Source organism: Providencia sp. PROV188, assembly GCF_027595165.1.
GTDB classification, from domain to species: domain Bacteria; phylum Pseudomonadota; class Gammaproteobacteria; order Enterobacterales; family Enterobacteriaceae; genus Providencia; species Providencia lanzhouensis.
The window spans coordinates 1,128,138-1,153,795 of the sequence record NZ_CP097291.1; the positions used below are offsets into that span (position 1 = coordinate 1,128,138).

General features: G+C 42.7%; 27 protein-coding genes and 1 riboswitch. Of the genes, 13 read left to right on the forward strand and 14 right to left on the reverse strand.

Annotation, left to right across the window (positions count from 1 at the left end):
- The first annotated feature begins 448 nt into the window (after positions 1-448).
- Positions 449-584, forward strand: a riboswitch (molybdenum cofactor riboswitch).
- The 5 genes from moaA to M5X66_RS05050 all read left to right on the forward strand — a co-directional run bounded on the left by moaA (position 574) and on the right by M5X66_RS05050 (position 3,618).
- Entirely contained in the window at positions 574-1,554 is a 981-nt protein-coding gene (gene moaA, locus M5X66_RS05030) for a GTP 3',8-cyclase MoaA (RefSeq protein WP_036949769.1), read from the forward strand. (Overlaps the previous riboswitch by 11 nt.)
- Positions 1,555-1,580: 26 nt before the next feature.
- A complete protein-coding gene (moaC, locus tag M5X66_RS05035; RefSeq protein ID WP_154637458.1) occupies positions 1,581-2,060 on the forward strand; it encodes a cyclic pyranopterin monophosphate synthase MoaC in 480 nt (159 codons plus the stop codon).
- Positions 2,057-2,302, forward strand: a complete 246-nt coding sequence (gene moaD, locus M5X66_RS05040; protein WP_036949767.1) for a molybdopterin synthase sulfur carrier subunit — start codon at positions 2,057-2,059, stop codon at positions 2,300-2,302. The genes moaC and moaD overlap by 4 nt, the downstream gene beginning before the upstream one ends.
- A 2-nt stretch (positions 2,303-2,304) precedes the next feature.
- Complete coding sequence (moaE, locus tag M5X66_RS05045) at positions 2,305-2,757, forward strand: molybdopterin synthase catalytic subunit MoaE (RefSeq protein ID WP_154637457.1); 453 nt, start codon at positions 2,305-2,307, stop codon at positions 2,755-2,757.
- Positions 2,758-2,910: 153 nt separating this feature from the next.
- Complete coding sequence (locus tag M5X66_RS05050) at positions 2,911-3,618, forward strand: Bax inhibitor-1/YccA family protein (RefSeq protein ID WP_036949765.1); 708 nt, start codon at positions 2,911-2,913, stop codon at positions 3,616-3,618.
- Between the two features lie 81 nt (positions 3,619-3,699).
- Here the strand turns inward: M5X66_RS05050 and M5X66_RS05055 are convergent, their stop codons facing one another.
- The 5 genes from M5X66_RS05055 to cecR form a co-directional block, all read right to left on the reverse strand.
- Positions 3,700-4,806, reverse strand: coding sequence for an ABC transporter permease (locus M5X66_RS05055; RefSeq protein ID WP_036949756.1), 1,107 nt, complete (start codon positions 4,804-4,806; stop codon positions 3,700-3,702).
- 8 nt (positions 4,807-4,814) lie between these two features.
- Positions 4,815-5,954, reverse strand: a complete 1,140-nt coding sequence (locus tag M5X66_RS05060; protein ID WP_036949755.1) for an ABC transporter permease — start codon at positions 5,952-5,954, stop codon at positions 4,815-4,817.
- Positions 5,951-7,708, reverse strand: a complete 1,758-nt coding sequence (locus tag M5X66_RS05065) for an ATP-binding cassette domain-containing protein (RefSeq protein ID WP_108479398.1) — start codon at positions 7,706-7,708, stop codon at positions 5,951-5,953. Before M5X66_RS05065 ends, M5X66_RS05060 begins: the two co-directional genes overlap by 4 nt.
- An 8-nt stretch (positions 7,709-7,716) precedes the next feature.
- Positions 7,717-8,709, reverse strand: a complete 993-nt coding sequence (gene hlyD / locus M5X66_RS05070; RefSeq protein WP_108479399.1) for a secretion protein HlyD — start codon at positions 8,707-8,709, stop codon at positions 7,717-7,719.
- 65 nt (positions 8,710-8,774) lie between these two features.
- The gene (cecR, locus tag M5X66_RS05075) at positions 8,775-9,473 is read right to left on the reverse strand and encodes a transcriptional regulator CecR (RefSeq protein ID WP_036949750.1); all 699 of its coding nucleotides are present in this window, start codon (positions 9,471-9,473) and stop codon (positions 8,775-8,777) included.
- A 289-nt stretch (positions 9,474-9,762) separates the two neighbouring features.
- On the opposite strand from cecR, the gene rhlE reads away from it, so the two are divergent.
- The 3 genes from rhlE to M5X66_RS05090 all read left to right on the forward strand — a co-directional run bounded on the left by rhlE (position 9,763) and on the right by M5X66_RS05090 (position 12,574).
- Complete coding sequence (gene rhlE / locus M5X66_RS05080; protein WP_108479400.1) at positions 9,763-11,184, forward strand: ATP-dependent RNA helicase RhlE; 1,422 nt, start codon at positions 9,763-9,765, stop codon at positions 11,182-11,184.
- The gene (dusC, locus tag M5X66_RS05085; protein WP_036949744.1) at positions 11,184-12,143 is read left to right on the forward strand and encodes a tRNA dihydrouridine(16) synthase DusC; all 960 of its coding nucleotides are present in this window, start codon (positions 11,184-11,186) and stop codon (positions 12,141-12,143) included. The genes rhlE and dusC overlap by 1 nt, the downstream gene beginning before the upstream one ends.
- A 182-nt stretch (positions 12,144-12,325) precedes the next feature.
- Positions 12,326-12,574: a GlsB/YeaQ/YmgE family stress response membrane protein gene (locus tag M5X66_RS05090; RefSeq protein ID WP_036949742.1), complete on the forward strand. Its 249-nt coding sequence runs from the start codon at positions 12,326-12,328 to the stop codon at positions 12,572-12,574.
- Between the two features lie 110 nt (positions 12,575-12,684).
- On the opposite strand, the gene M5X66_RS05095 is transcribed toward M5X66_RS05090, so the two are convergent.
- The 4 genes from M5X66_RS05095 to M5X66_RS05110 all read right to left on the reverse strand — a co-directional run bounded on the left by M5X66_RS05095 (position 12,685) and on the right by M5X66_RS05110 (position 14,698).
- On the reverse strand, positions 12,685-13,053 hold the full coding sequence (locus tag M5X66_RS05095) for a hypothetical protein (protein ID WP_036949740.1): 369 nt from the start codon (positions 13,051-13,053) through the stop codon (positions 12,685-12,687).
- A 10-nt stretch (positions 13,054-13,063) separates the two neighbouring features.
- Positions 13,064-13,528: a hypothetical protein gene (locus M5X66_RS05100; protein WP_154599903.1), complete on the reverse strand. Its 465-nt coding sequence runs from the start codon at positions 13,526-13,528 to the stop codon at positions 13,064-13,066.
- A 132-nt stretch (positions 13,529-13,660) separates the two neighbouring features.
- Positions 13,661-14,500, reverse strand: a complete 840-nt coding sequence (sseA, locus tag M5X66_RS05105; RefSeq protein ID WP_154599940.1) for a 3-mercaptopyruvate sulfurtransferase — start codon at positions 14,498-14,500, stop codon at positions 13,661-13,663.
- 36 nt (positions 14,501-14,536) lie between these two features.
- Positions 14,537-14,698, reverse strand: a complete 162-nt coding sequence (locus M5X66_RS05110) for a hypothetical protein (protein WP_187369806.1) — start codon at positions 14,696-14,698, stop codon at positions 14,537-14,539.
- A 240-nt stretch (positions 14,699-14,938) separates the two neighbouring features.
- Between M5X66_RS05110 and dinG the strand changes: the two genes are divergently transcribed.
- Positions 14,939-17,050: an ATP-dependent DNA helicase DinG gene (dinG, locus tag M5X66_RS05115; protein ID WP_270103909.1), complete on the forward strand. Its 2,112-nt coding sequence runs from the start codon at positions 14,939-14,941 to the stop codon at positions 17,048-17,050.
- 66 nt (positions 17,051-17,116) lie between these two features.
- Here dinG and dps read toward each other — a convergent pair whose 3' ends face one another.
- Positions 17,117-17,620 (reverse strand): DNA starvation/stationary phase protection protein Dps, encoded by a 504-nt coding sequence (dps, locus tag M5X66_RS05120; protein WP_036949728.1) that lies wholly within the window; start codon positions 17,618-17,620, stop codon positions 17,117-17,119.
- Between the two features lie 292 nt (positions 17,621-17,912).
- Positions 17,913-18,800 carry a threonine/homoserine exporter RhtA gene (rhtA, locus tag M5X66_RS05125; protein WP_036949726.1) on the reverse strand — a complete coding sequence of 296 codons (888 nt, stop codon included), beginning with the start codon at positions 18,798-18,800 and terminating at the stop codon, positions 17,913-17,915.
- Between the two features lie 301 nt (positions 18,801-19,101).
- Between rhtA and M5X66_RS05130 the strand changes: the two genes are divergently transcribed.
- The 3 genes from M5X66_RS05130 (at position 19,102) to M5X66_RS05140 (ending at position 21,983) form a co-directional block, all read left to right on the forward strand.
- Positions 19,102-19,677: a TIGR00730 family Rossman fold protein gene (locus M5X66_RS05130; protein WP_036949723.1), complete on the forward strand. Its 576-nt coding sequence runs from the start codon at positions 19,102-19,104 to the stop codon at positions 19,675-19,677.
- Positions 19,678-19,694: 17 nt separating this feature from the next.
- Entirely contained in the window at positions 19,695-20,153 is a 459-nt protein-coding gene (locus M5X66_RS05135) for a GNAT family N-acetyltransferase (protein ID WP_036949720.1), read from the forward strand.
- Positions 20,154-20,408: 255 nt separating this feature from the next.
- A complete protein-coding gene (locus M5X66_RS05140) occupies positions 20,409-21,983 on the forward strand; it encodes an ABC-F family ATPase (protein ID WP_154604456.1) in 1,575 nt (524 codons plus the stop codon).
- 90 nt (positions 21,984-22,073) lie between these two features.
- Here the strand turns inward: M5X66_RS05140 and M5X66_RS05145 are convergent, their stop codons facing one another.
- From M5X66_RS05145 to moeA, 3 genes are all read right to left on the reverse strand, one after another.
- Positions 22,074-22,409 (reverse strand): zinc ribbon domain-containing protein YjdM, encoded by a 336-nt coding sequence (locus M5X66_RS05145; protein WP_036949717.1) that lies wholly within the window; start codon positions 22,407-22,409, stop codon positions 22,074-22,076.
- 170 nt (positions 22,410-22,579) lie between these two features.
- Positions 22,580-23,302, reverse strand: coding sequence for a molybdopterin-synthase adenylyltransferase MoeB (gene moeB / locus M5X66_RS05150; RefSeq protein WP_270104025.1), 723 nt, complete (start codon positions 23,300-23,302; stop codon positions 22,580-22,582).
- Between the two features lie 28 nt (positions 23,303-23,330).
- A complete protein-coding gene (gene moeA, locus M5X66_RS05155; protein WP_108479410.1) occupies positions 23,331-24,572 on the reverse strand; it encodes a molybdopterin molybdotransferase MoeA in 1,242 nt (413 codons plus the stop codon).
- 426 nt (positions 24,573-24,998) lie between these two features.
- Here moeA and folE point away from each other — a divergent pair, with 426 nt between their 5' ends.
- Positions 24,999-25,658 (forward strand): GTP cyclohydrolase I FolE, encoded by a 660-nt coding sequence (folE, locus tag M5X66_RS05160; protein ID WP_036949713.1) that lies wholly within the window; start codon positions 24,999-25,001, stop codon positions 25,656-25,658.

Sequence of the window (25,658 nt, forward strand, 5' to 3'; positions counted from 1 at the left end):
GGGTAACAGGAATTAATATTTTTTGAACTCGCGGAATTTAAGTGCGTATTTTACCCTCTAGGTGCCATTTTGATTCATTTCGATAATGATTCGATGGTGATGTAGTCATTTCAGTAATTCGAGACATCATATTTATGGATTCTTAGGGTTATCTATCAAAAAACGCGGGATAAAACTGATCTACAACAAACAATGTGCACAGAATTAACCTCATTTTGACGAGATATTGACAGATAGGCGTTTATCATCACATGGAAATAGCAAAAAAATTATCCGTAATAATAAGGACTTCTGAGTATAGCGGTTGTTTTCTGTAAGTCGTTGTATATTAAGTTATATATCGTTTTTGGATTCGCTTTTTCATTTGCAATGGGCTAAAATCCTTACAGAAAATAAGTGAACCCAGTGATGAGTGTCTTAACTCTTTAGGCTTAATCAGCTCACGGGGTTCCAGATAAAACTCCTAGCCTTTGTGTCTAAGTTCTCCTGAATATGATGCTCTGGCCGTGACCTTGAGTCACCAGGGTGCAAGATAGAAATGTCTGCATCTCCCGTATTTGGAAAGGTGTGAATATGCAGCAACTTGTCGATCAATTTGACCGAAAATTTTACTATCTTCGTTTATCTATCACTGATGTTTGCAACTTTCGTTGCACATATTGCCTGCCTGATGGCTACAAACCGAGTGGTCGCCATGAATTTCTGACGCTTGATGAAATCCGTCGAGTGAGCCGCGCTTTTGCTGAGTTAGGGACTGAAAAAGTCCGTATCACTGGCGGTGAGCCAACGATGCGTAAAGATTTCACCGATATCATCGCCGCTATCAAAGAAAATAACTCCATCAAAAAAATCGCCGTAACAACCAATGGTTATCGGATGGCTCGTGATGTGCAAGCATGGCGAGATGCTGGTTTGAATGCAGTAAACGTGAGTGTGGATAGCCTTGACCCTCGCCAATTTGCGGCGATCACTGGGCAAGATAAATTTTTCCAAGTCATGAAAGGGATTGATGCTGCATTTGATGCTGGCTTCGAAAAAGTTAAAGTCAATGCGGTCTTGATGAAAAACGTCAATGATATCGCCCTCAAATCTTTCCTCAATTGGATCAAACACCGTCCAATTCAACTGCGTTTTATTGAACTCATGGAAACAGGGGAAGGCAGCAGCCTATTCCAACGTTACCATGTGTCTGGTGAAACCGTTCGTGATCGCCTTATCGCAGAAGGCTGGTATATGCAGCCACGTTCTCGTAGCGACGGTCCCGCCCAAGTCTTTAGTCACCCTGATTACCAAGGGGAAATTGGGCTGATCATGCCGTACGAGAAGGATTTTTGCCAAAGCTGCAACCGTCTCAGGGTCTCTTCTTTAGGCAATCTGCATTTGTGTTTATTTGGTGAAAATGGCATTCCACTGCGTGATTTACTGGGCGATGAAAACCAGAATGAAGCCCTAAAAGCACGTATCCAGAGTGGCTTAATGTCTAAGCGAGAAACCCATTTCCTTCACCAAGGCGACAGCGGGATCACCCCGAATCTTTCCGTTATCGGCGGTTAATAACTTTTTGATTTTCAGGAGTAATTATGTCCCAACTGACCCACCTCAATGCGTCGGGCGAGGCGCACATGGTTGATGTATCAGCCAAAGCGGAAACCGTCCGTGAAGCACGCGCAGAAGCGTTTGTGACGATGAACCCAGAAACTTTAGCCATGATTGTGGATGGCAGTCACCATAAAGGGGATGTCTTTGCGACGGCACGTATCGCTGGGATCCAAGCAGCAAAAAATACGTGGCAGTTGATCCCGCTGTGCCATCCTTTGCTACTGACCAAAGTGGAAGTCACCCTGGAAGCTGAGCAAGCCCATAACCGTGTACGTATCGAAACTTGTTGCCGATTAACAGGGAAAACGGGGGTCGAAATGGAAGCGTTAACGGCTGCTTCTGTCGCGGCATTAACTATCTACGACATGTGCAAAGCGGTACAAAAAGATATGGTTATTGGGCCTGTGCGTTTATTAGAAAAAATGGGCGGAAAGTCCGGTCATTTTAAGGTGGAAGCATGATCACTGTCCTCTTTTTTGCTCAAGTTCGTGAGTTAGTTGGCACTGACCGCTTAGAGTTAGCAGCGGAGTACCCAACCGTAGAATCTTTGCGCCAAGCATTAACTCAAAAAGGTGATCGCTGGGCGCTGGCTTTGGAAGATGGCAAATTATTAGCTGCGGTTAATCAATCGTTTGTTTCTGCGGACCATCCCCTGAATGCGGGCGATGAAGTGGCTTTCTTCCCACCAGTTACAGGGGGATGACCATGGACAATACCCATATTGTGGTACAAACCGAGAATTTTAGTGTTGGCGAGCAGTATGCGTGGCTTGCTGAATGTGACAGTGATGGCGCCGTAGTGACATTCACAGGTAAAGTCCGTAATCATAATTTAGGGGACAGCGTAGCGGCATTGACTCTTGAACACTACCCTGGCATGACAGAAAAAGCCTTAGCGGACATTGTGATGCAATCTCGCGAGCGCTGGCCACTGCAACGCGTGAGTGTGATCCACCGGATAGGTACCTTACAACCCGGTGAAGAAATTGTATTCGTAGGCGTGACCAGCGCACATCGCAATGCAGCATTCCAAGCGGCTGAATTTATAATGGATTACCTGAAAACCAAAGCACCATTCTGGAAAAAAGAGTCTCTCCCTGATAATGAACGCTGGGTGGAAGCCAAAGAGAGTGATGAAGCTTCTGCAAACCGTTGGTAGTCTTAAACTGTTACGCGGAAAATGCGAATAAGCCGAATGGTAATGTCAAAATATTGTGATAAACTTTGGAACAAATTTGTCCGATCACAGTAAGGATTACTCTGTTGGTGGTTTTGCTGGGTCGATTTTTCTTAAAATGGAAGGGTAACCATCATGGGTCAATTTGATCAACGTAATGATTCTCTTGTCCAGAATGCCAGCACTGGCGTTCAGGCATTTATGTCGCAAGTCTACGGTTGGATGACCGTCGGGTTATTACTGACAGCTTTTGTTGCTTGGTACTCCTTAAGCAGCGGTCTGTTTTTCACTATCGCAACTAACAAAGTTCTGTTCTTTGGAATGATCATCGCTGAACTTGGTTTAGTGATGGGGCTGTCTTTCTTACTGCCTAAAATGAGCGGTGCGATTGCAACTGGGATGTTTATGCTTTACGCATTACTGACTGGTTTAACTATCTCCGTTATTTTAGCGGTTTATACTGGTGAGTCTGTTGTTGGGACGTTCATCATTACCGCAGTGATGTTCGGCGCGTTAAGCTTCTACGGTTACACGACTAAGCGTAGCTTAACAGGGATGGGTAACTTCCTGTTTATGGCGCTGATTGGTCTGGTTGTCGCTTCTCTGGTTAATATCTGGCTGCAAAGCTCTATGATGTACTGGGTGATCACTTACGGTGGTGTATTACTGTTTGCTGCATTAACTGCTTATGACACTCAAAAACTCAAAGAGATGGGTGAGCAAATCAACCAAGATGACAGAGAAAATATGCGTAAGTACTCTATTATGGGCGCGTTATCTCTGTACTTAGATTTCATCAACCTGTTCCTGATGTTACTGCGTATTTTCGGTGACCGCCGTTAATTACTAATCAAGCTGATTGAAAATATGAAACCCCGCAATAAGTTAATTGTTGCGGGGTTTTTTATGGTTTTTATCTGGCAGTTAAGCGATTTTTTTGCGAAATAAGTAATAAGCCAGAGAGCTGGTTACCAGGAAGATAATCAGAAGAGGCCATAAGCTATGAAATACCACGGAAAAATCAGCATCTTTAAGGTAAATCTGCTTAGTGATATCCGTAAAGTGGCGGATGGGATTCACCCACGTAATATCCTGTAGCCAAACGGGCATATTCTCGACGGGAGAGATATAACCGGATAGCAACACTGCGGGCATCATAAACACAAACACGCCAATAAACGCTTGCTGCTGAGTTGAGCACAATGCGGAGATGAGCAGACCAAATCCCACGAGTGATAAACCATAAAAAATCATCGTGCCATAGAACAGCAATAGTGAACCGGCGAACGGGATTTTGTAGCAAAAAATCCCAATCACTAGCACCAATGTTGCTTGTGCAGTGGCGACGACTAAGGCAGGAATCGCTTTGCCAATAAAGATTTGCCATGTGGTTAGCGGCGAAACTAATAGTTGGTCGAGGGTTCCTTGTTCTCGTTCTCTTGCAATAGACAACGAGGTGACGATTAGCACTCCTATCGTCGTAATCAATGCCACTAATGATGGCACAATAAACCACTTATAGTCTAAGTTTGGGTTGTACCAGTTGCGAACAATCAGTTCACTGTTATTGGGCAGTACTTGGGTTTGTGTGAGCTCCTGCTGATATTGCATGACTATCTGTTCAATGTAATTAGCCGCTATTTGGGAGCTATTTGAGTTTCGTCCATCCAATAGCAACATCATATTTGCGGTATGATGGCTGGCGATATCAGCGCTGAAATTTTGATTAAAACGGACGACTAACAAGGCTTTACGGTTATCTAGCGTTTCTCGAATCTCAGGTTCATTTTTCAGTAACAGCACATGGGAAAACGCACTGGCTTTTGCTAAGCGTTGAGTGAGTTCAATCGAATGCTCGCCATTATCTTGGTCAAAAATGGCAATGGTGGTGTTAGTGACTTCTAAGGTCGCCGCCAGTGGGAAGAGGATCATTTGGAAAATGACAGGCATGATTAAAATAATTCGCGTCTGTTTTTCCTGCAATAGTGATTGCAACTCTTTCATAATTAAGGTGTAAAGACGATAAAACATAGTTCACCTCAATCCAAACGGCGACGCGTTTTCAGCGCCGTTAAACCAATGAATAATATCGCTGAAGCAATCAGCAATAAGAAATCGGTGAGTAACACCAAATAGATATCTCCCGCTAAAAATAAGGTTTGTAAGCTGCTGACAAAGTAGCGAGCGGGAATGAAGTAAGTCACTACTTGAATAAATACTGGCATGCTATCAATTTCAAAAATAAACCCTGAAAGCATAATGGCAGGTAAAAAGGCCGCATTCAGCGCCACCATCGCCGCATTGAACTGATTGCGGGTAATGGTTGAAATCAGTAATCCCATTCCTAATGCGGTGGCCAAATAGAGGCTGGTTATCACAAATAAAATCAATAAAGAGCCACGATAAGGAATATCGAGCACGAAGGTCGTCACCAACATACACAGCACCATGACGAACGATCCAAGAATTTGATAGGGCAATAATTTGGAAAGCAGTAATTCAGTGCGAGTGATTTGGGTGGAAAGCAGTGCTTCCATGGTGCCCCGTTCCCATTCTCGGGCTATCACCAGTGAAGTTAAAATGGCACCCACGACGGTCATAATGATGCTAATGGCGCCTGGAATAATAAAATGTTGGCTGAGTGCCGCTTCGTTAAACCAATAGCGCATATTGAGTTCGATAAGCGGGTCGGTGGGATAACCTTGATTTTCACCTTGTTGGATAAGCCATGTATGCCAAACCCCTTTGGTGTAGGCTTGCACAAAATTGGCGGTATTGGGTTCACTTCCATCGGTGATCACTTGGATTGCCGCATGTCCATCAGGGCGAGAAAGTTGCTCTGCAAAATTGACGGGGATCACCACAATGCCGCGAATTTCGCCCGCTTGCATTTTATTAATCAATAAATTGCGATTATCGCTAATGGTGGCATCAATAAAGGGAGAGCCGGTAAAGGTATCGACTAATTCACGAGCGGGTTGGCTTTGTTGATCCATTAGGATACCCACTCGTAATTTACTGGAGTCTAGATTGATCCCATAACCGAAAATAAATAGCAGCATCAGTGGGATAACAATGGCTATTAAGGAGCTACTGGGGTCTCGAACTATCTGCTTACTTTCCTTCCAACAGAGGGCTTTCAGCCTGCGCCATGAAAAACCAGAGGCGGTTGTCTTCATTGTGCCTCCCGCTGTTTATCGTAGTTGAAAATTAATTCAATAAAGGCATCTTCCATGGATGGATTCGGATTTTCTGTGCTGGCGACCTGTTTTTTTAGCTCATCTGGAGTGCCTGCGGCAATAATTTTTCCGTGATAAACCAACCCGATACGATCGCAATATTCCGCTTCATCCATAAAGTGGGTGGTGACCATGACGGTGACCCCCTTGTCTACCATACCATTAATGTGTAGCCAAAATTCTCGCCGAGTTAGCGGGTCAACTCCCGAAGTGGGTTCATCTAAAAACAGGATATCCGGTTCATGCATCAGTGAGCAGGCGAGGGCAAGGCGCTGCTTATAACCTAGCGGAAGTGAGTCAGTAATCTGGCTGATAATGGGAGTAAAATTAAACGCGTTGATCATCTCCTGCATTTTGGTGGCTTGTTGTTTATGATGCAAACCGTATACACCGGAGAAAAATTTTAAGTTTTGCCCAACTTTGAGGTTGCCGTAGAGGGAAAATTTTTGTGCCATATACCCAAGGTGCTGACGGGCTTTGTTTGAACTGGTTTTTAAATCCATACCAAGCACCAGAGCTTGTCCATCCGTGGGTTTCATTAATCCACACATCATCTTAAAGGTAGTGGATTTGCCTGCGCCGTTAGGCCCTAATAATCCAAAAATTTCACCCCGTTTTACCTGAAAGTTAACGGTATCCGTCGCGGCAAAATCCCCGAATTTTTTGGTCAGGTTGCGGGCTTCAATGACGGTTTCATTGGGAGCGGGTGGAATTTGTGGCACGATAGCTGCGAGTTCAGAACGATGGGATGGTCCGCCACCTAAAAGGTCGATAAACGCATCTTCAAAGCGTGGCTGGGCTTCAATCAGCGTTTGATCTCTCATATTTAACGCATTAAGTAAATTCTCTTGGGATGCATGAGGTTTTAAAATTAAGCGAATATAGCGCCCTTGGATCACGCCATCGGTGGTTTCGGGTAACACTAAGGCATTTTGTAGAATGGTGCGTTTTTGTGTTGGAGGAACATCGAGTAAAAATGAGCGTCCCGCCATCTTTTGGGTGAGTTGCTCGGGTTTTCCGCTATACAGAAGTTTGCCTTCATTGAGTAGTAGCACCTCTTTGCACTGCTCTGCTTCATCCAGATACGATGTACTCCAGAGGATCAACATACCATCGTCAGCAAGGGTGTGCACCATTTGCCAAAGTTCTCGCCTAGCAATAGGATCTACGCCGACACCCGGCTCATCCAGCAGTAAAACTTTCGGCTTACCTAATAGCGTGCAGGCGAGTCCCAATTTTTGTTTCATTCCCCCTGAAAGCTTACCGGCAAGGCGAGCAGTAAATGGGGCTAGGCTAGTAAATGCGAGTAATTGTTTATAAGTTTGTTGGCGCTCTTCACCAATAACGCCGCGCAGGTCGGCATATAAATCAAGATTTTCTTGAACCGTTAAATCTTCATATAAACCGAATTTTTGCGGCATATAACCGAGGTTTGCCCGCACTTCGATACTGTCTTTAATAGGGTCTAATCCCATTAAGTGGATTTGCCCTGAATCGGGTTTGAGTAGCCCCGCCAGCATGCGCATTAGCGTCGTTTTCCCTGCACCATCGGGGCCGACTAACCCCGTCACGGAGCCGCCGTGAATTTCGGTAGTTAGGCTTTCAACCGCAGGGTTATTTAGCCCAACAAAGCGTTTTTCGACGTTTATTAATGAAATCACGCTGTTCGATGAGTGAATATCTTGCTGAGCCATAATGCGCCCTATTGCTGAGGTGTCGCAAATTCAACGGTGACAGGCATTCCTTGACGCAGTTTATCGTTAGGATCATCGACAATAATTCGTAATCGATAGACTAAGTCGGTACGTAAATCCGGTGTTTGTACACTTTTTGGGGTAAATTCAGCCGTAGGGGAGACAAAACCAATCGTACCATGGTAAGGGGTATTGGGCTGGCTATCCGTAAAGAGTAAGACTTTACTACCAGGAACCGCATCACCTAAATGAGCTTCACTCACATAGGCTCGCACCCAAACAGGGTGAGTTAATGTCACGCTAAAAACGGTATTACCTGCACCAATGATGGTGCCAGGTTCGATGGCACGAGTCAGGATTGTGCCGTCAGATGGGGCGATAAGCTGGGTGTCTGAGAGATCAAGCTCAGCTTGAGCAACGGCAGCTTCTGCTTGTAGCCATTCCCCTCGGGCTGCTGCTATCTCTTCTTGGCGAAATCCGCTCTGATATTGGTTGAGTTTATCTTGGGAAGCTTTTAATGCGGCAAGCGTTTGATTTCGATTGTTTTTGGCATTATCTAAGTCATTGGCAGAAATCAGTTTTTGTGCCGCTAAACCTTGCTGACGTTTGTAAAAATTATCCGCATATTGCCAAGCGGCTTGACGCTGAGCGACTTCAGATTCGACTTGAGCAATTTCTTGTGTCCGGTAGCCTTTCTCTTTGAGTGCTAACTGTGCTTTAGCGCTATCTCGCAGCCCTTTAGCTTTATTTAACGCGTTGATGTACGGCGCATCATCCAATTTACCAAGTCGTTGCCCAGCAGTGACTTTCGCCCCTTCATCAACATCTAAAGAGGCGAGTTTACCATTGACTCGAAAACTAAGGTTAACTGTGCGCACATCCACATTCCCGTATAAGGCGAATGTCTTATCCTTAAGTGACTGATAATAATAGCCTCCAGCAATAGTGGCAATCAGCATGATAAGCAGTAATATAACCAATGCACGGCGTTTTGTGTTCATAGCTAACCTTAGTGACGGATAAAACATTACTCAGGATTATGATTTAATTTAATCCATATATCATATCACTTTTCTGCTAGTTGGCGATGACGTAACCCCAATAATAAAATGTCGATATGCTCAATAAGAACCTGATTAATAATTTTAAATTCGCTTTCGTTGATGTGCTTCCAACCGGTTTGTCTGAGTAAGGTTTCTCGCGCAATGCGGAATGAGAGGGTTTCACCTAAAATGGCGTGCGTGTGGATCAAGGTCGCTAGATTATTAGGGTCGGCGCCGATATAAATAGAAATTAAGCGATTGAGCCGTGAGTGAATGGGTCCTAACGCTTGTTCGTGGATCAATCCATACGCTTCGGTTGGGTTCAGCTGCTCGCGAGCTAGAATGCGCGAGAAGCTTAAGTTTTCTTTTTTAAGTTGGAAAAAATTGTACGAAATAATGGTTTTTTTCAGTAATTCGAGCGCTTCTTCAGGAATTTGTGACTCTGCGGGTTGGCTAATAAAGTTATCTATTTGAGTGATAGTTTCAGCGAAACTCTCTTTGATATTATTGGCAATTTGCTGAGCAACCGCGAGATATAACCCTTCTTTAGATCCGAAATAATAGGAAATAGCTGCGATATTTTGCCCAGATGCTTGGGCAATTTGGCGGGTGGTTGCCCCGTCGATACCTTGTTCTCCATAAACATCGGCAGCGGCGAGAAGAAGTTGGAGTTTGGCGCTCTCTCCGCGTAATGTTGGCGACGAATTTGTGTTCATAAACATTCCTTTTGATTCAGAATTAAATAATTTTTAGCATGCTCTTAGTTGGCATTTATTCATTGTTCAGGATGAAAACGGATGTATCTTTAGTTTTGTGTACGTATATATACTATATAAAGCAGATTTTGTATTAGTTTATTCATCAATCTAAATTAATATATTTATCATGGTCAAATGATGGTAGAATTTTTGCGTGTCGCATGGCAGTTTGCGCTTTTCTTCTATTGAATATCGAATCTTCCCCCCTAGAGCTGCCCAGTAAATTGAAGCGGTGGAGCCCGGAGTAATTAATTTGACTAGTTTTTCTGACCTCGCGTTAAACGAGGAAATCTTGCGTGCCATTAATGAATTAGGCTATGAAAGTCCTACGCCTATTCAACAACAAGCTATTCCTGCTGTTTTAGCGGGCAAAGACCTATTAGCCAGCGCTCAAACAGGTACGGGTAAAACAGCGGGTTTTACTTTACCTATTTTGCAAAAGCTGGTGGACAATCCACGCGGTAATAACCGTCGTCCTATTCGCGCATTGATTTTAACCCCGACCCGTGAACTTGCGGCTCAAGTGGCTGAAAATGTAAAAGAATATAGCCGTCATTTGAGAATTCGTTCATTTGTTGTGTTCGGTGGCGTCAGTATTAACCCGCAAATGATGAAACTGCGTGGTGGTGTGGATGTGTTGATCGCAACACCGGGTCGTTTATTGGACTTGGAACATCAAAACGCGGTGGATTTATCGCAGGTTGAAGTTTTCGTCTTGGATGAAGCTGACCGTATGTTAGATATGGGCTTTATTCACGATATTCGCCGTGTGATCACGAAATTACCTAAAAAGCGCCAAAATCTTCTGTTCTCCGCGACGTTCTCTGATGAGATCAAACAGTTGGCGAGCAAGTTATTGAACAATCCAGTTTCCATTGAAGTGGCTCCGCGCAACTCAGCTTCTGAGCAAGTAACGCAGTATGTTCATTTAGTGGATAAAAAACGTAAAGCTGAGTTACTCTCGTTTATGATTGGGCGTGAAAACTGGCAGCAAGTTCTGGTATTTACGCGTACCAAACATGGCGCTAACCGCTTAGCTGAGCACTTAAACAAAGATGGTGTCAAAGCGGCGGCGATTCATGGTAATAAGAGCCAAGGCGCTCGTACCCGTGCTTTAGCTGATTTTAAATCCGGGGATATCCGTGTCTTAGTGGCGACAGACATTGCGGCTCGCGGCTTAGATATTGAACAGCTCCCTTATGTGGTTAACTTTGAGCTGCCTAATGTGGCGGAAGATTATGTTCACCGTATTGGTCGTACTGGACGTGCGGAAGCCACGGGTATGGCGGTATCTTTGGTGTGTATCGATGAAGCGAAACTGCTTAAAGATATTGAGAAATTATTGAAAAAATCCATCCCACAGATGGAGATTGAAGGCTACGAGCCAGACCCGTCAATCAAAGCTGAGCCGATCCAAAAGCCTTCTCAGCGTAATGATCGTCGTGGTTCTGATAGTCGCCGCGGGTCTGATAACCGTCGTGGTTCTGACAACCGCCGTAGCTCTGAGGATAGCCGCGGTGAGCGCAGCAATCATTCAGGCAATAATAGCAATAAAGGTTCAAGCCGTCCTCGTCGTCAAAATGCGAATTCCGAGAAAGGTCAGTCTGAATCCACTTCAGGTTCACCGTGGAAAAATGCACAGAAGCGCGTTAGACAAGGGCGTAGTGATAGCTAATGCGTGTGCTACTCGCCCCGATGGAAGGGGTACTCGATTCTCTGGTTCGCCGATTATTGAGTGAGGTGAACGACTACGACTTGTGCATTACTGAGTTTGTGCGAGTTGTCGATACCTTGTTGCCGGCAAAAACGTTTTATCGGTTATGCCCGGAATTGCAACAAGGTAGCCGAACGCCATCGGGAACGTTAGTGCGGGTGCAGCTATTAGGGCAACATCCTGAGTGGTTGGCTGAAAATGCCAACCGCGCAATTGAATTAGGCTCTTGGGGCGTCGATCTCAATTGCGGTTGTCCATCAAAAACGGTAAATGGCAGCGGTGGCGGTGCGACGTTATTGAAGCAGCCAGAGCTTATCTATCACGCCGCTAAAGCTATGCGAGCGGCTGTACCGAAAGATTTACCCGTTTCTGTGAAAGTCCGTTTGGGTTGGGATAGCAGCCAATTTGCTCATGAAATTGCGGATGCTGTACAGCAAGCCGGGGCGACCGAACTGACGGTTCATGGGCGTACAAAGGAAGATGGCTATAAAGCGGAATGTATTAACTGGCAGGCGATTGGTGAGCTTCGTCAGAAACTGTCGATTCCGGTGATTGCCAATGGCGAAATCTGGGATTATGAAAGTGCTAAACGCTGTATGGAAATCACTGGGTGCGATTCGATTATGATTGGTCGAGGTGCTTTAAATACGCCGAATTTGAGCCGTGTGATCAAACACAATGTCGCGAAGATGCCTTGGGAACAGGTCGGGAAAATACTCTTTAAATATACGGAACTAGAAAAACTGGGTGATACAGGGCATTACCATGCAGCTCGTATCAAACAGTGGCTGAGTTATTTACGTAAAGAGTATCAGCAGGCGGATGAACTGTTTTCTCAAGTGAGAGCGTTGAAAACGGCGGAGCAAATAGCGGATGTTATTGCGCTACATGTGGAGCAGCTTTCTGTCGTATCATCTTAACATGATGAAATTTGCCAAAATTTGAGATTAGGTCTTTAATTACTATGTATGGTGGTGACTAGTATGGTGGTGATTAATTCAAAATATTGTCATTACCGTATGTCATGATTAAAGAGTCTATATCGTGTAACAAAGTTATCGTGCTAGGAAATTTAGAGCAACAGAGATATTGGAGGCCTCAAATGGGCGTTATTGCTTGGATTATCTTTGGTTTAATCGCAGGTGTTTTAGCTAAATGGTTAATGCCTGGAACCTATCAAATGGGTTTTATCATGACGACTGTATTGGGGATCGTCGGGGCGGTTGTCGGGGGATACATCAGCACATTCTTTGGTAAAGGCAAGGTGGATGGCTTTAACTTCGGTAGTTTTGTTGTTGCCGTGATCGGCGCCATTGTCGTGCTATTCCTTGCGGGAATGTTTATTAAGTAGCATTTCTCAAATAGTTATCTTGAGGAAAAAATGCTTTTTAACTGCACAATCAAATATTTATTAAAGCCACCTATTATGACGTTCGCTAAATAATGAGTGGCTTTAATTTTTTAATTTTCACATGGTTCCATGAATTTATGTATTGAAGATTTATCAAATGCAGTAATTTCAAATAACTGAGTCAATAATCTATCATCATGAACTGTATTCCAAGTGATACAGTTATTTTCAATTAATGTAAGAGAAAATTTCACTACAGAATTATGTGTCTCAGTGTAATGATTAAATTCAATAGCACGATATGAGTATAAGTAAAAAGCCATGTTATCTAAGTTTGTTGTATTATAACATCCTAGAATACAAAAATTTGGAGACTGGTTAATGGCTGGATGGATATCTTTTGTTTGCTCCCATTCTATTTGGCGCTTTAAACTTTTTAAAAATACGTTAGATATGACTTTGTGTTCTGTTGGGTTCATTAGTTTTCCCTCATATTTTTCTAGCTGAAATATCAATAATATTATCAATATAATTAAGTAGAAGATTTACTTCATCTAACATATCAAAACATAGGCTAATATCTAAATCATGGTGGTCTTTTATTGATGTTATTTTTGTGGTTTTTATTTTGTATTGTTTTATTGATGATGTTAATTTTTTATCTTTAGAGTCAATGAATAGAATATAATGGTGTAATGATTGTATTCTACTATGTAACTTCCTTCTATGCATTTCTTCATGAAAGGTATTTTTATTATGAACTTCAGATAAGTGTTTATAATAATCATTAAGTAGCTTGGATAGCTTCTCCTTATGAAAATAAATAGATACCTTACGATTAAATTTAATCGTTAATCTTGATGTTTGTAATAGAACCCATAAAGTTGCGGCTGTACCGACAAAGGTAGAGATCGTCCCTAGGTTTATTACCCAGAGTTCCCATGATGTATTCATTTTTTATTAGCTCCATAAAAATAGAGTAATAGAAATCTTAATTAATTAGATTGATTTTTTATAATATTAGATTTAAATAGAACAAACAAATCCCCTCATAATTAACGCGTATTTATGAGGGAATAAAAATGATTAAGGTTCGATTGGTAACCCGTTGTCTTGTCCCCATTGCGCCCATGAACCATCATAGAGGCGCACATGTGGGTTACCTAATAATACCAATGCCAGTAAAACTACGGCAGCAGTCATGCCAGAGCCACAGGTTGTGACTGTTGGTGCGAGAATATCGACACCTTGCTGCGCAAAAATAGCTTTTAATTGTTCGGGGGATTTATATTCCCCATTATCCACTAATAAATCCCAAGGCACATTTTTACTGCCTGGAATATGCCCCATCCTTAAACCTGGGCGAGGTTCAGGAGCTTGAGCCAGAAAACGGGCAGCTGCACGCGCATCAATAATTTGGATTTTACCTTCAGTGGCAACCTCTAACATTTGCTGTTGATTCAGCGCATTAGCATCTTGTCTATCAGCAATAAAGGTTTGTGCGGCGGGTGGGGTGACTTTACCAGATTGAGTTGCGAAACCAGCTGCTTTCCATGCGTTAATTCCACCGGCTAAAATTTTAACCTGTTTACAGCCTAAAGTGCGGAAAGTCCACCATGCACGCGGAGATGAAAACAAATTATTTTGAGCGTAAATAATGACTTGCGTTTGATTATTAATCCCCATCGCTCCAACAGCTTGGCTAAATGTGGCGGCGTCAGGGAGCATATGGGGTAAGTCGCAGCTCTTATCGGCGATTTCATCTTGATTAAAAAATTGAGCTTGGGGAATGTGCTCATCAAGGTAGCTTTGGTAGCAATCATAAGGGGCGGTAGGTGGTGGCGTAGAGACATCAAGCACAATAATATTACTGTCTGAAAGATGTGAATTTAACCACTCTGGTGTTACAAAATAATCGTTGTACATCATAACTCACCGTCCCGTTTGATTAATAATGGATGATTACTGGATCTGATTAGGTGCAGGTAATATCGATGGCGATTGAGCCTGATTTTGCTCTAAAGGTGTGGTGGAGCGGGTATAAATATTCATCCCGGCAAGCACAATACCCCCAATAGAACTCAATGCGCATAATGCGCACAGTGCGATGACGACTTTTTTCATTTTTATTAGCCTGATTTGACACGAAGATGCCAAAGTATAACTGGATGGTGATAGCAAACAAGTTTTACGGGATATTTTCTTGGCTCGATTTGGTGTTTTGCGAAAGGCTTTCCAGAATTTGTGTATAATGGAAATTAATACAGTAGTTTTGCGAAGGGTTTCGCAAAAGAGAAACAGGGGCTTTCCTGCCTCTTTTTTGATTAGCTATCATCTCCTTTTTACTTGGTCTTCTGCGTATCTATGTCTCTGTCAAATAAAATCAAAGAACAAATAACTCAATGGTATAAGGGGTTATCTAACCAAATCGAGGGGTTCGTCTCTCGGGCACCTCAGCGGCAGATGATTGCTGAAGTGGCGAAAAATTTGTCGGATGCAGAAGGGCGTCATTTAGTGATTGAAGCACCCACTGGGGTGGGAAAAACCTTATCCTATTTGATACCAGGCATTGCGGTAGGGCGCGAAGAAGGTAAAACTTTGGTCGTGAGCACCGCTAACGTTGCCCTCCAAGATCAAATATTCAGTAAGGATTTGCCATTACTGAGCAAAATTATCCCTGACTTAAAATATACAGGCGCATTTGGGCGGGCGCGTTATGTGTGCCCCCGAAACTTAGAAGCTATTTGTGCCGCGGAAGGGGAACAAATTGATTTAATGCTGTTGGTGGAAGACAAAACTGAAATTACCAACAGCGAAGAGAGAGCGCAATGCCAGCAATTATGCAATGATTTTCATAGTTTTGCTTGGGATGGGCTACGCGACCACCATAAAAAGGCATTTAGCGATAGTTTATGGCGTAAAGTCAGCACCGATAAAATGAATTGCCTTGGGCGTAATTGCCAGTTCTATCAACGATGCCCTTTTTTTATGGCACGCCGTGAAATTGAAGATGCGGATGTGGTCGTGGCTAACCATGCTTTAGTGATGGCAGCCATGGAAAGTGAATCGGTATTACCGGATCCCAAGAAATTACTGTTAGTTCTCGATGAGGGGCATCATGTTCCCGATGTGGCGAGAGACGCTTTAGAAGTTGAAGGGGAAATTACGCTAGTTCAGCTTACCGCGCAGGTGGATAATTTTATTCATCATGTCGGGCAGTATGTTGCGCAGTTTCGTCCAGCAAAACCACCTAAGTTGACTAATCCTGATAAGCTACAACAACATGCTGAGAAATTACGTGAGTGTTTCCGTGATTTTTCACTGTTAGCGAACGGGCTATTACCTGAAACATCCAAAGAGTCAGAATATTTGTTTCCAATGGGGATCTTGCCTGAGGTAATGCAGCAATGTTGCCAAGAGCTATTTAAGCTGACAGATGGATTACGTGGGCTATCAGAGGCGATTCTCAGTGATTTAACGGAACAAACAGCAAAGCAAGATATTGTGCGTTTACATCGCTCCATCTTAGTGACAAGCCGAGCGATGGGCTATTTTGAAAATATGACCAAATTGTGGCGCTTAGCCTCGCTCGATCAAAGCTCAGGCGCACCTGTTTCGAAATGGCTTAGCCGCCGTTATGAGAAAAATCAATCCCGGATTTTTATGCATTGCGCAGGGATCCGCGTAAGTGAACAGCTGCAACATTTGTTATGGAAAAATGTGCCTCATATTGTAGTGACATCGGCAACACTTCGCTCTTTGAACAGCTATTCACGTTTTATGGAGTTAACGGGATTATCCGAAAAGAGTGATGACCGTTTCGTGACGCTCACCTCACCGTTTAATCATGTTGAGCAGGGTAAGTTGGTGATCCCCAAAATGCAGCATGAGCCAACTATGGCAAATGAAGCTGAACATTTAAAAGAGATGGCAACCTATTTTCGTCATCAATTTACGCATAGTGATCACCATGGGGTCTTGATCCTATTTAGTAGCCAGCGAGCGATGGAAGGGTTTCTGGAGCATGTGAAAGATTTGCGTTTACAGCTATTAGTGCAGGGGGATCAGCCACGTTACCGGCTAGTGGAGACGCATTGTGAACGTATTAAACAAGGGCAAAAAAGCGCGTTAATCGGCTTACAATCATTTGCGGAAGGGTTGGATTTAAAAGGGGAATTTTTAACCCAAGTGCATATTCACAAGATTGCGTTTCCGCCTGTGACAAATCCAGTAATTATTACTGAAGGTGATTGGCTGAAGTCATTAAAGCGTTATCCATTCGAGGTACAAAGTTTACCTAGCGCTTCATTTAATTTGATCCAGCAAGCAGGGCGTTTGATTCGAAGTCATGAGTGTTATGGCGAAATTATCATTTATGATAAGCGCTTATTAACCAAAAGCTATGGTAAACGTTTATTAAATTCGTTACCCATTTTCCCTATTGAACAACCTGAAATGCCAACATCAGATAAGTAGGGCGATAAATAAATTGAGACCACCGAAGTGGTCTCATGGTCAATATATTGACTCTGTTTTACGACACTACTCAATATTGGCTTCTAATAACCACAGGAATTTATCCAGATCGCGAGATGCGGCGGTAAACATATCTGCGGTATTTTCATCTTCAACTTCATCGATAGCTTTACGAATATCATTTGCAACAACAGCATATCGTTCAGCTAATGCTTTTAAATGGTCTTGTACAGAATGAATATCCAATGGATAAGCTTCTAATGATGTAAACTTATTGACTTGTTGTGATGTTCCTGTGGCGATGCCACCTAACTGAACCGCACGCTCAGCGAATTCATCCAAGTGCCCAATGATGCTATCTCTAAAGCCATCTAACATCTCATGCACTGCGATAAAGTTGCGACCGCGCATGTTCCAATGTGCTTGTTTAGTGATTAAAGAGAGATCGGTGAAATGGATAACCATCATGTTTAAGATACCGATGGTTTCTAATTTTACACTATCTTCAATATCATTACGGGTATATAAAAGTTCAGTTGAAGAGGTTTTAAATAATTTTGCAGTATTCATAGAATTTCCTCTCTTAAATATAATTAACTCAATTGTCTTGTCTGCTTATAAATATAGAGTGTAAAGCTAAGAATGTCATAAAGTAATAATCTATTACTTTAATAGGCAGGACGATGATATTTTTTTTGGGCGTTTATTTAGATTTTACCAATCGAATCTATCGATGTGACATTTCAAATAAATGAAGATTACCTTACAAGATAATGAAATAAAAAATGAACAAAGAAAAAAAGTAAAAAAGCTAATAGAATTGCCTATTAGCCTTTAATAAAAGTGAAGATGACGTAATTATTTACGATACTTTTTCAATCTTTGATTTGGGTACCGAAGTGGATGTTGAGCCAATAGACGCGCATACAATACACAACAGCGCTAACCATTGTGTCATCGTTAAATGTTCTTGTAGGAAGACAATGCCTAAAAATGCTCCCATGCAAGGCTCTAGACTCATTAGAGTACCGAAGGTTTTTGCGGGCAGCTTGGTTAACGCTATCATCTCTAATGTATACGGAAATGCGGTAGACAAAATAGCAACCCCTAAAGCCAAAGGTAGAATGGCTGGGTCAAACATCGCTTCAACCCCGGTTTGCATTAATCCAATCGGGAAGAAAATCAGCGCAGAAATCAACGAACCCACAGCAACCGTTGCGGCACCATAACCTGCGCCAGCGCGTTGACCAAAGATAATATAAATCGCCCAGCAGACACCAGCACCTAAAGCATAAGCGGCACCAACGAGATCGAGAGAGTCAATGTTATTGCCAATAGGCAGTAAGAATAGCAACCCAGCAATGACAAGCCCAATCCATAAAAAATCAATAGGGCGGCGAGAAGAGAACATCGCAACGGCTAATGGGCCCGTAAACTCAAGTGCGACCGCAATTCCTAAAGGGATACGCTCAAGCGCTAAATAAAACAGGTAGTTCATGGTTCCGAGAGATAAACCATAAGCAAGCAGTGGTCCCAGAGAGCTTTTTCTAAAATTTAAACGCCATGGTTTAAAGATCACACACAAAATAATCGTGGCAAGCAACAAACGTAAACCGGTAACACCTGGTGCGCCGATAAGTGGGAACAATGTTTTAGCTAAAGAGGCACCACTTTGGATTGACATCATTGCCAGTAATAGCAAGCCTATCGGTAATAGCGGAAAAGCACTCTTTTTAGTATCGGCAGACATGAATAAAAAACCTCAAAAAAACGTTAGGAACGTCGATAAAACCCACACGGTATATACAGATAAAATGGGTAAATCTAAATAATAATGGTGGTTTGTTGGGATATTTACCCTAAGCCAGCAAATTGGCGTGAATTATCTCACAGAATTCATGCAGATTATATTGCTTTGTTGAGAGCGAAAAATTCATCATATTATTTAATATTGGATAACGACTAAAAATAAAATATTGTGAGTTGAGCTTCTTTGAGGGTACCGTATAATTTTGCGCTTACAAGAATGATAATAGGAATGAAAATAGAACATGAAAAAAATTAAAAGCGTCGCGGTTTATTGTGGTTCAAGCATGGGGACGAATGAAATTTATCAAAAACAAGCCATTGAGTTTGCAAAAGAGCTGGTAAAGCGTGATATCGCTTTAGTCTACGGTGGTGCGAGTGTTGGGCTGATGGGAACCGTTGCCGATACGGTATTATCTTTAGGCGGCAAGGCTATTGGTGTGATCCCATCCCTGCTTGAAGAGCGTGAAATCTCGCATAAAAATCTGACCGAACTGTACAAAGTTGACACCATGCATCAGCGCAAAAGCAAAATGATTGAACTTGCTGATGGTTTTGTCGCAATGCCTGGTGGATACGGCACTTTAGAAGAATACAGCGAAGTGTTCACATGGAGTCAAATTGGTTTACATACTAAGCCTTGCGGATTATTCAATATTAATAATTACTGGCAGCCTCTGATTGATATGACCAATAAAATGGCGGATGAGGGCTTTTTACATGAAAAATATCGTCATATGGCGATTGTGGAATCATCCCCAGCCAGTTTATTAGATCAATTTGAAACGTATATTGCACCACCAGTGAAAACTTACGACTAACTTATTCGGGTAGCTTTATGATCAGAAAAGCAAAAAAAGAGGATTTATCAGCAATTCTTGCGCTCTACCAAATTTTATTTGCCGAGATGGCTAAGTTTGATCGTGAAAGGTTACAAGCCGCGGAACAATCGAGTGAGTTTGTTGAAAATGCCATTGAGGATAATAAGTTTCATCTTTTAGTGGTTGATCATGAAGGTGAAATCAAAGGTTTTTGTATTGCTCAAAAACAAACGGCAGATCCTTATAGTTGCATTGTGCCAAGGGATTTCGGTTATATTTTTGATTTGGTCATCTCTCCCGACTTTCGAGGTGAAAAAGCAGGTAAACAGCTCTTAGATGGAATGAAAGAGTGGGCTAAGTTGCAGAAATTTAGTCACTTAGAACTTTCAGTATTAGCGCAAAACCACCAAGCTATTAAGTTTTATGAGCGCGAAGGATTAGCCGAAGTATCCCGTACCATGGGGATCGCGTTGTAAATTTTTAAGCTCTCCATTATTGGGGAGCTTTTTATAGTATTAGCCCCCAAGGCATTATGAACAAATCATATCTTTTTCAGAAAAAGCAGCTCAAAAATGAGCACAAGATCTAAACGCGGGATTATGGCATAATGCGCGGCTATTTATTCTTATCAGACTTCAAGTCGGCGAGATAAGGGCAATTACGCCAATCTCGGGGCGACTCTACAAAGATCAATTTAAGGCATCGCAGTGTTAACAACCAACAATATCACTATGCAGTTTGGCAGTAAGCCGCTGTTTGAAAACATCTCAGTTAAATTCGGTACCGGTAACCGCTACGGTCTGATCGGTGCGAATGGTGCGGGTAAATCCACATTTATGAAAATTCTGGGTGGTGACTTAACGCCAACCGCAGGGAATGTGAGCACCACGGATCCTAACGAGCGTTTAGGTAAATTACGCCAAGACCAGTTTGCATTCGAAGAGTTTACTGTTCTCGATACCGTTATCATGGGACATGCTGAGCTTTGGGATGTAAAGCAAGAGCGTGACAGAATTTATGCGATGCCAGAAATGAGTGAAGAAGATGGCTATCGCGTTGCAGATCTTGAAGTGGCTTACGGTGAAATGGATGGCTATAGCGCGGAAGCGCGTGCGGGTGAGCTGCTATTAGGCGTCGGTATTCCGGTTGAGCAACATTATGGTCCAATGAGCGAAGTCGCGCCGGGTTGGAAACTGCGTGTGCTATTGGCTCAGGCATTATTTGCTGATCCAGATATTCTGTTACTTGATGAACCGACGAACAACTTGGATATCGATACCATCCGTTGGTTAGAACAAGTGCTGAATGACCGTAACTGCACCATGGTTATCATTTCCCATGATAGACACTTCTTAAATACCGTTTGTACGCACATGGCGGATTTAGATTACGGTGAGCTGCGTTTATTCCCGGGTAACTACGATGAGTATATGATTGCGGCAACCCAAGCGAGAGAGCGTCTGTTATCTGATAACGCCAAGAAAAAAGCGCAAATTGCTGAGTTACAATCTTTCGTTAGCCGTTTCAGCGCTAACGCATCAAAATCTAAACAAGCGACTTCTCGTGCTCGTCAAATTGATAAAATTCAATTAGATGAAGTTAAAGCCTCTAGTCGTCAAAACCCATTCATTCGTTTTGAACAAGAGAAAAAACTGTTCCGTAATGCTTTAGAATTAGAAGCGGTCACTAACGGTTACGATCAAGGTCCTCTGTTTAAAAACGTGAACCTATTAATGGAAGTGGGTGAGAAAATGGCGGTTATCGGTGCTAACGGTATCGGTAAAACCACATTCTTAAAAACCTTAGTCGGTGAGCAACCTGCGACAAGCGGAATCGTCAAATGGTCTGAAAACCATAACATTGGTTATTATGCGCAAGACCACGCAGAAGACTTCGATACTGACCTGAACGTGTTTGACTGGATGAGCCAGTGGAAAAGTGAAGGGGATGATGAGCAAGCGGTTCGCAGTATTTTAGGTCGCTTACTATTCTCTCAAGACGATATTAAGAAAAAAGTGTCGGTCTTATCAGGTGGTGAGCAGGGTCGTATGTTATTTGGTAAGTTGATGATGCAACAGCCAAATATTTTGATTATGGATGAACCGACCAACCACTTAGATATGGAATCCATTGAATCATTGAACTTAGCATTGGAAATGTATCAAGGAACGCTGATTTTCGTTTCCCATGACCGTGAGTTTGTGAGTTCACTGGCAACTCGTATTCTTGAGATTAAAGAAGATAAAGTGATTGATTTTAAAGGTACTTATGACGAGTACCTGAAAAGCCAAGGTGTTGTTATCTAATCTTGTTTGAATAAAAAAATAGCCCCGCTGGTGTGATACCCGAGGGGCTATTTTTATTTAGCTGTTCAAAATGGCAGAACAGCCTCAAAATTAGTTTTTCTTCACAAACTCAGATTTCAGTTTCATTTGACCGAAACCATCGATTTTACAATCGATATTGTGATCGCCTTCCACTAAACGGATACCTTTAACGCGGGTACCGATTTTCAGCATTGAAGAACTACCTTTCACTTTAAGATCTTTGATTACGGTAACAGTATCGCCATCAGCTAATAAGTTGCCATTAGCATCTTTTACGATGAGTTCATCAATGTCAGTAACTGGCTCAGCATCATTCCATTCGTGCGCGCACTCAGGGCAGATGTACATATCGTTGTCAGTATAGGTATATTCAGACTGACATTTTGGGCAAGGAGGTAATGACATATTTATATTCTCAGTAATGACTGACACAGTCATAGTTCAAATCAGTAGGGATAACGAGGTTCCCCGAAAGGGGGATAGTATAAGACCAAAGACAAGATAAATGAATTTTTAGGAATATTCCTAATTTTGTATCTTAAAAAATGGCGAGACTTAGCTCGCCATGAAGAATCTTAGGAGCAAACCTCACAATGAGGGTCTTTATTGAGTTTAAATTGGCGAAAATCCAGCGTCATCGCATCAAATAACAGCACTTTTCCAACATTGACTTTGCCGTACTGGGCTAGCAATTTGATGGTTTCCATCGCTTCTAATGTGCCAATTGTCCCCACCAGCGGCGCCATGACGCCAGCCTCTACACATGTCAGGCTATTTTCTCCAAACAGTCGGCTTAGGCAGTGATAGCAGGGCATTCCTTCTTCATAGGTAAATACGGAAAGTTGCCCTTCCATACGAATTGCAGCACCCGAAACAAAAGGAATTTTGTGTTTAAAGCAGAGGCGATTAAGCTGCTCGCGAATGGAAACATTATCCGTGCAATCTAAGATTACATGATGCTGTTGAACTAATTGTTCTAGCTCATGATCATCCAATTGCGCGTTAACAGTATCAATCTGGATATGAGGATTGATGGCCGCTAGCTGCGCTTTTGCTGAATCTACTTTAGGTTCACCGATAGTCGCGTCGCGGTGCAGGATTTGGCGCTGCAAATTTGATAGGGAAACCGTATCAAAATCTACGAGGGTTAAATAACCGACACCCGCGGCGGCGAGGTATTGTGTCGCCGCGCAGCCAAGTCCACCAAGCCCAACGACCAAGGCTTTACCTGCCTTCAGCTTTTCCTGCCCGTCAAAATCGAAGCCGCGTAAGATAATTTGGCGGTTATAACGTAGCATTTCCTGATCAGTCAGTTCTTGCACAGTCTTACTCACTTTTTAATAAGTAATTGAACATTTCCACATCAACCATTTCACCTGCCGCCACTTTTCCACGCTCACGTTCTAATACAATAAAGCAGTTTGCTTGGCTAAAAGAACTGAAGACATGTGAGCCTTGGTGCCCTGTAGTCGCCACTTGTAGCTGACCTTGTTCATTGACGCTTAAAATGCCTCGTTGGAAATCAAGGCGTCCAGGTGATTTTTTCAGTGGTGTAGTGACAGGAACTTTGAAGCGGACAGGGGCTTTCCATTGGCTATGGCCGCTGAGGCGAGCAATTAATGGCTGAACTAATTGATAGAAAGTCAGCGCGGCAGAGACAGGGTTACCTGGTAAGCCACAGAACCACGCGGAACTTAGCTTGCCAAATGCGAAAGGTTTACCTGGCTTGATAGCTAATTTCCAAAATCCAATCTCACCCAGTTCATCCAAAATTTGTTTGGTGTAATCCGCTTCGCCGACAGAGACGCCGCCGCTGCTGATGACTAAATCAGCACATTGGTTAGCTTCAATAAAGGTTTGCTTGAGTTTTTCTGGTGAGTCGGGGATAACGCCAAAATCCAGCACTTCGCAATTGAGTTTTTCTAACATTAAGCGAACGGCAAAACGGTTTGTGTCATAAATTTGCCCCTCAGCCAGAGGTTCGCCTACTGCTTGAAGCTCATCACCGGTTGAGAACACGGCAACTTTCAAACGGCGCTGGACTGTCACATTCGCAATTCCAAGAGACGCTATCAATGGTAGCTGTGTGGTGGAGAGTAAGGTTCCGGCAGGGAATACCGCACTACCTTGGGCAATATCTTCACCAGCTTTACGGATATTGTTTCCTTGCTTGAAGCTTTCCGTAAAAATAATTCCTTGATCAGTTTGTTCTGTGGCTTCTTGCATGACAACGGTATCAACACCTTCAGGAATAGGCGCTCCCGTCATGATCCTTACACAGCTACCTGCGGGTAATTTTCCTTCCATTGGGTTGCCAGCAAAGGATTTTCCAGCGACGGGCATCGGGGTTTTTCCATCCCAATCAGCAAAGCGAAAACCATAACCATCCATCGCTGAGTTATCAAACGGCGGGACATTAATGGGAGAAATGAGGTCTTCGGCAATAATACGTTGGGCAGACTCAGTTAGTGGAATGATTTCAGTGCTTGTGACAGTTGCGGTGTTTGAACGTAATTTTTCTAATGCAAGCTCTAGTGAAATCAAACCGTTAGTATGACACTGGTCCATAAATCGTTACCCCTTAATCTTGTTATTGGCCTTCGAGGCTTAAAATAAATTGTTGGCGGTATTATGTCAGATATAGCGCATTGGGTGAATGAATAGAAATTGATTACTGATAGCTTTTGGGTGGATAGTTTGTCTCATTTGGGTCACATATTGCGTTGTTTTAATGAATCCGTTATCGAAGAACACGATTTTTGCTAAAACAGAGCTACCAAAAAGGCTAAAATAAAGGGTGTTATTAATCGCATTTAAATAATGAAATAGTTATTTAAATGGCAAGGAGTATTCTGGATCGAGTCGCGCGATAACCTGCAAATATTTCATGCTGTTGATAGATGTATTACTGGATTATCTGCACTTGCTGCTTTAGAGTACCGCGCACACCTGCATTTTTATAAAAATAGCGTTATACCATCTGTGGAGGATCCTATGTCATCTCTGAGTAAAGAGGCCGAATTAGTTCATGCTGCTTTGGAAGCAAGAGGGCTTGAAACCCCGTTACGTATTCAACCAAAATCCGGTGAGGATCGTAAGCAACTGATTGAAGGACATATGACCGAAATTATGAAGTTGCTGAACTTAGATTTAACCGATGATAGCTTAGCGGATACCCCGCGCCGTATCGCAAAAATGTATGTGGATGAGATTTTTTCGGGCCTTGACTATGCAAACTTCCCAAAAATCACATTAATTGAAAATAAAATGAATGTTGATGAAATGGTTACTGTGCGTGATATTACTCTGACCAGTACTTGTGAACACCACTTTGTGACGATCGATGGTAAAGCGATTGTGGCATACATCCCTAAAGATAAAGTGATTGGTTTATCGAAAATCAACCGTATTGTGCAGTTTTTCTCACAGCGCCCACAAGTTCAAGAACGTTTAACTCAGCAAATTTTAGTAGCTCTGCAAACGTTATTAGGCACCATGAATGTCGCGGTTTCTATTGATGCAGTTCATTACTGTGTGAAAGCTCGTGGTATACGTGATGCAACCAGTGCAACAACCACCACATCATTGGGTGGGCTGTTCAAGTCTAGCCAAAATACACGTCAAGAATTCTTACGTGCGGTTCGCCATCTCTAA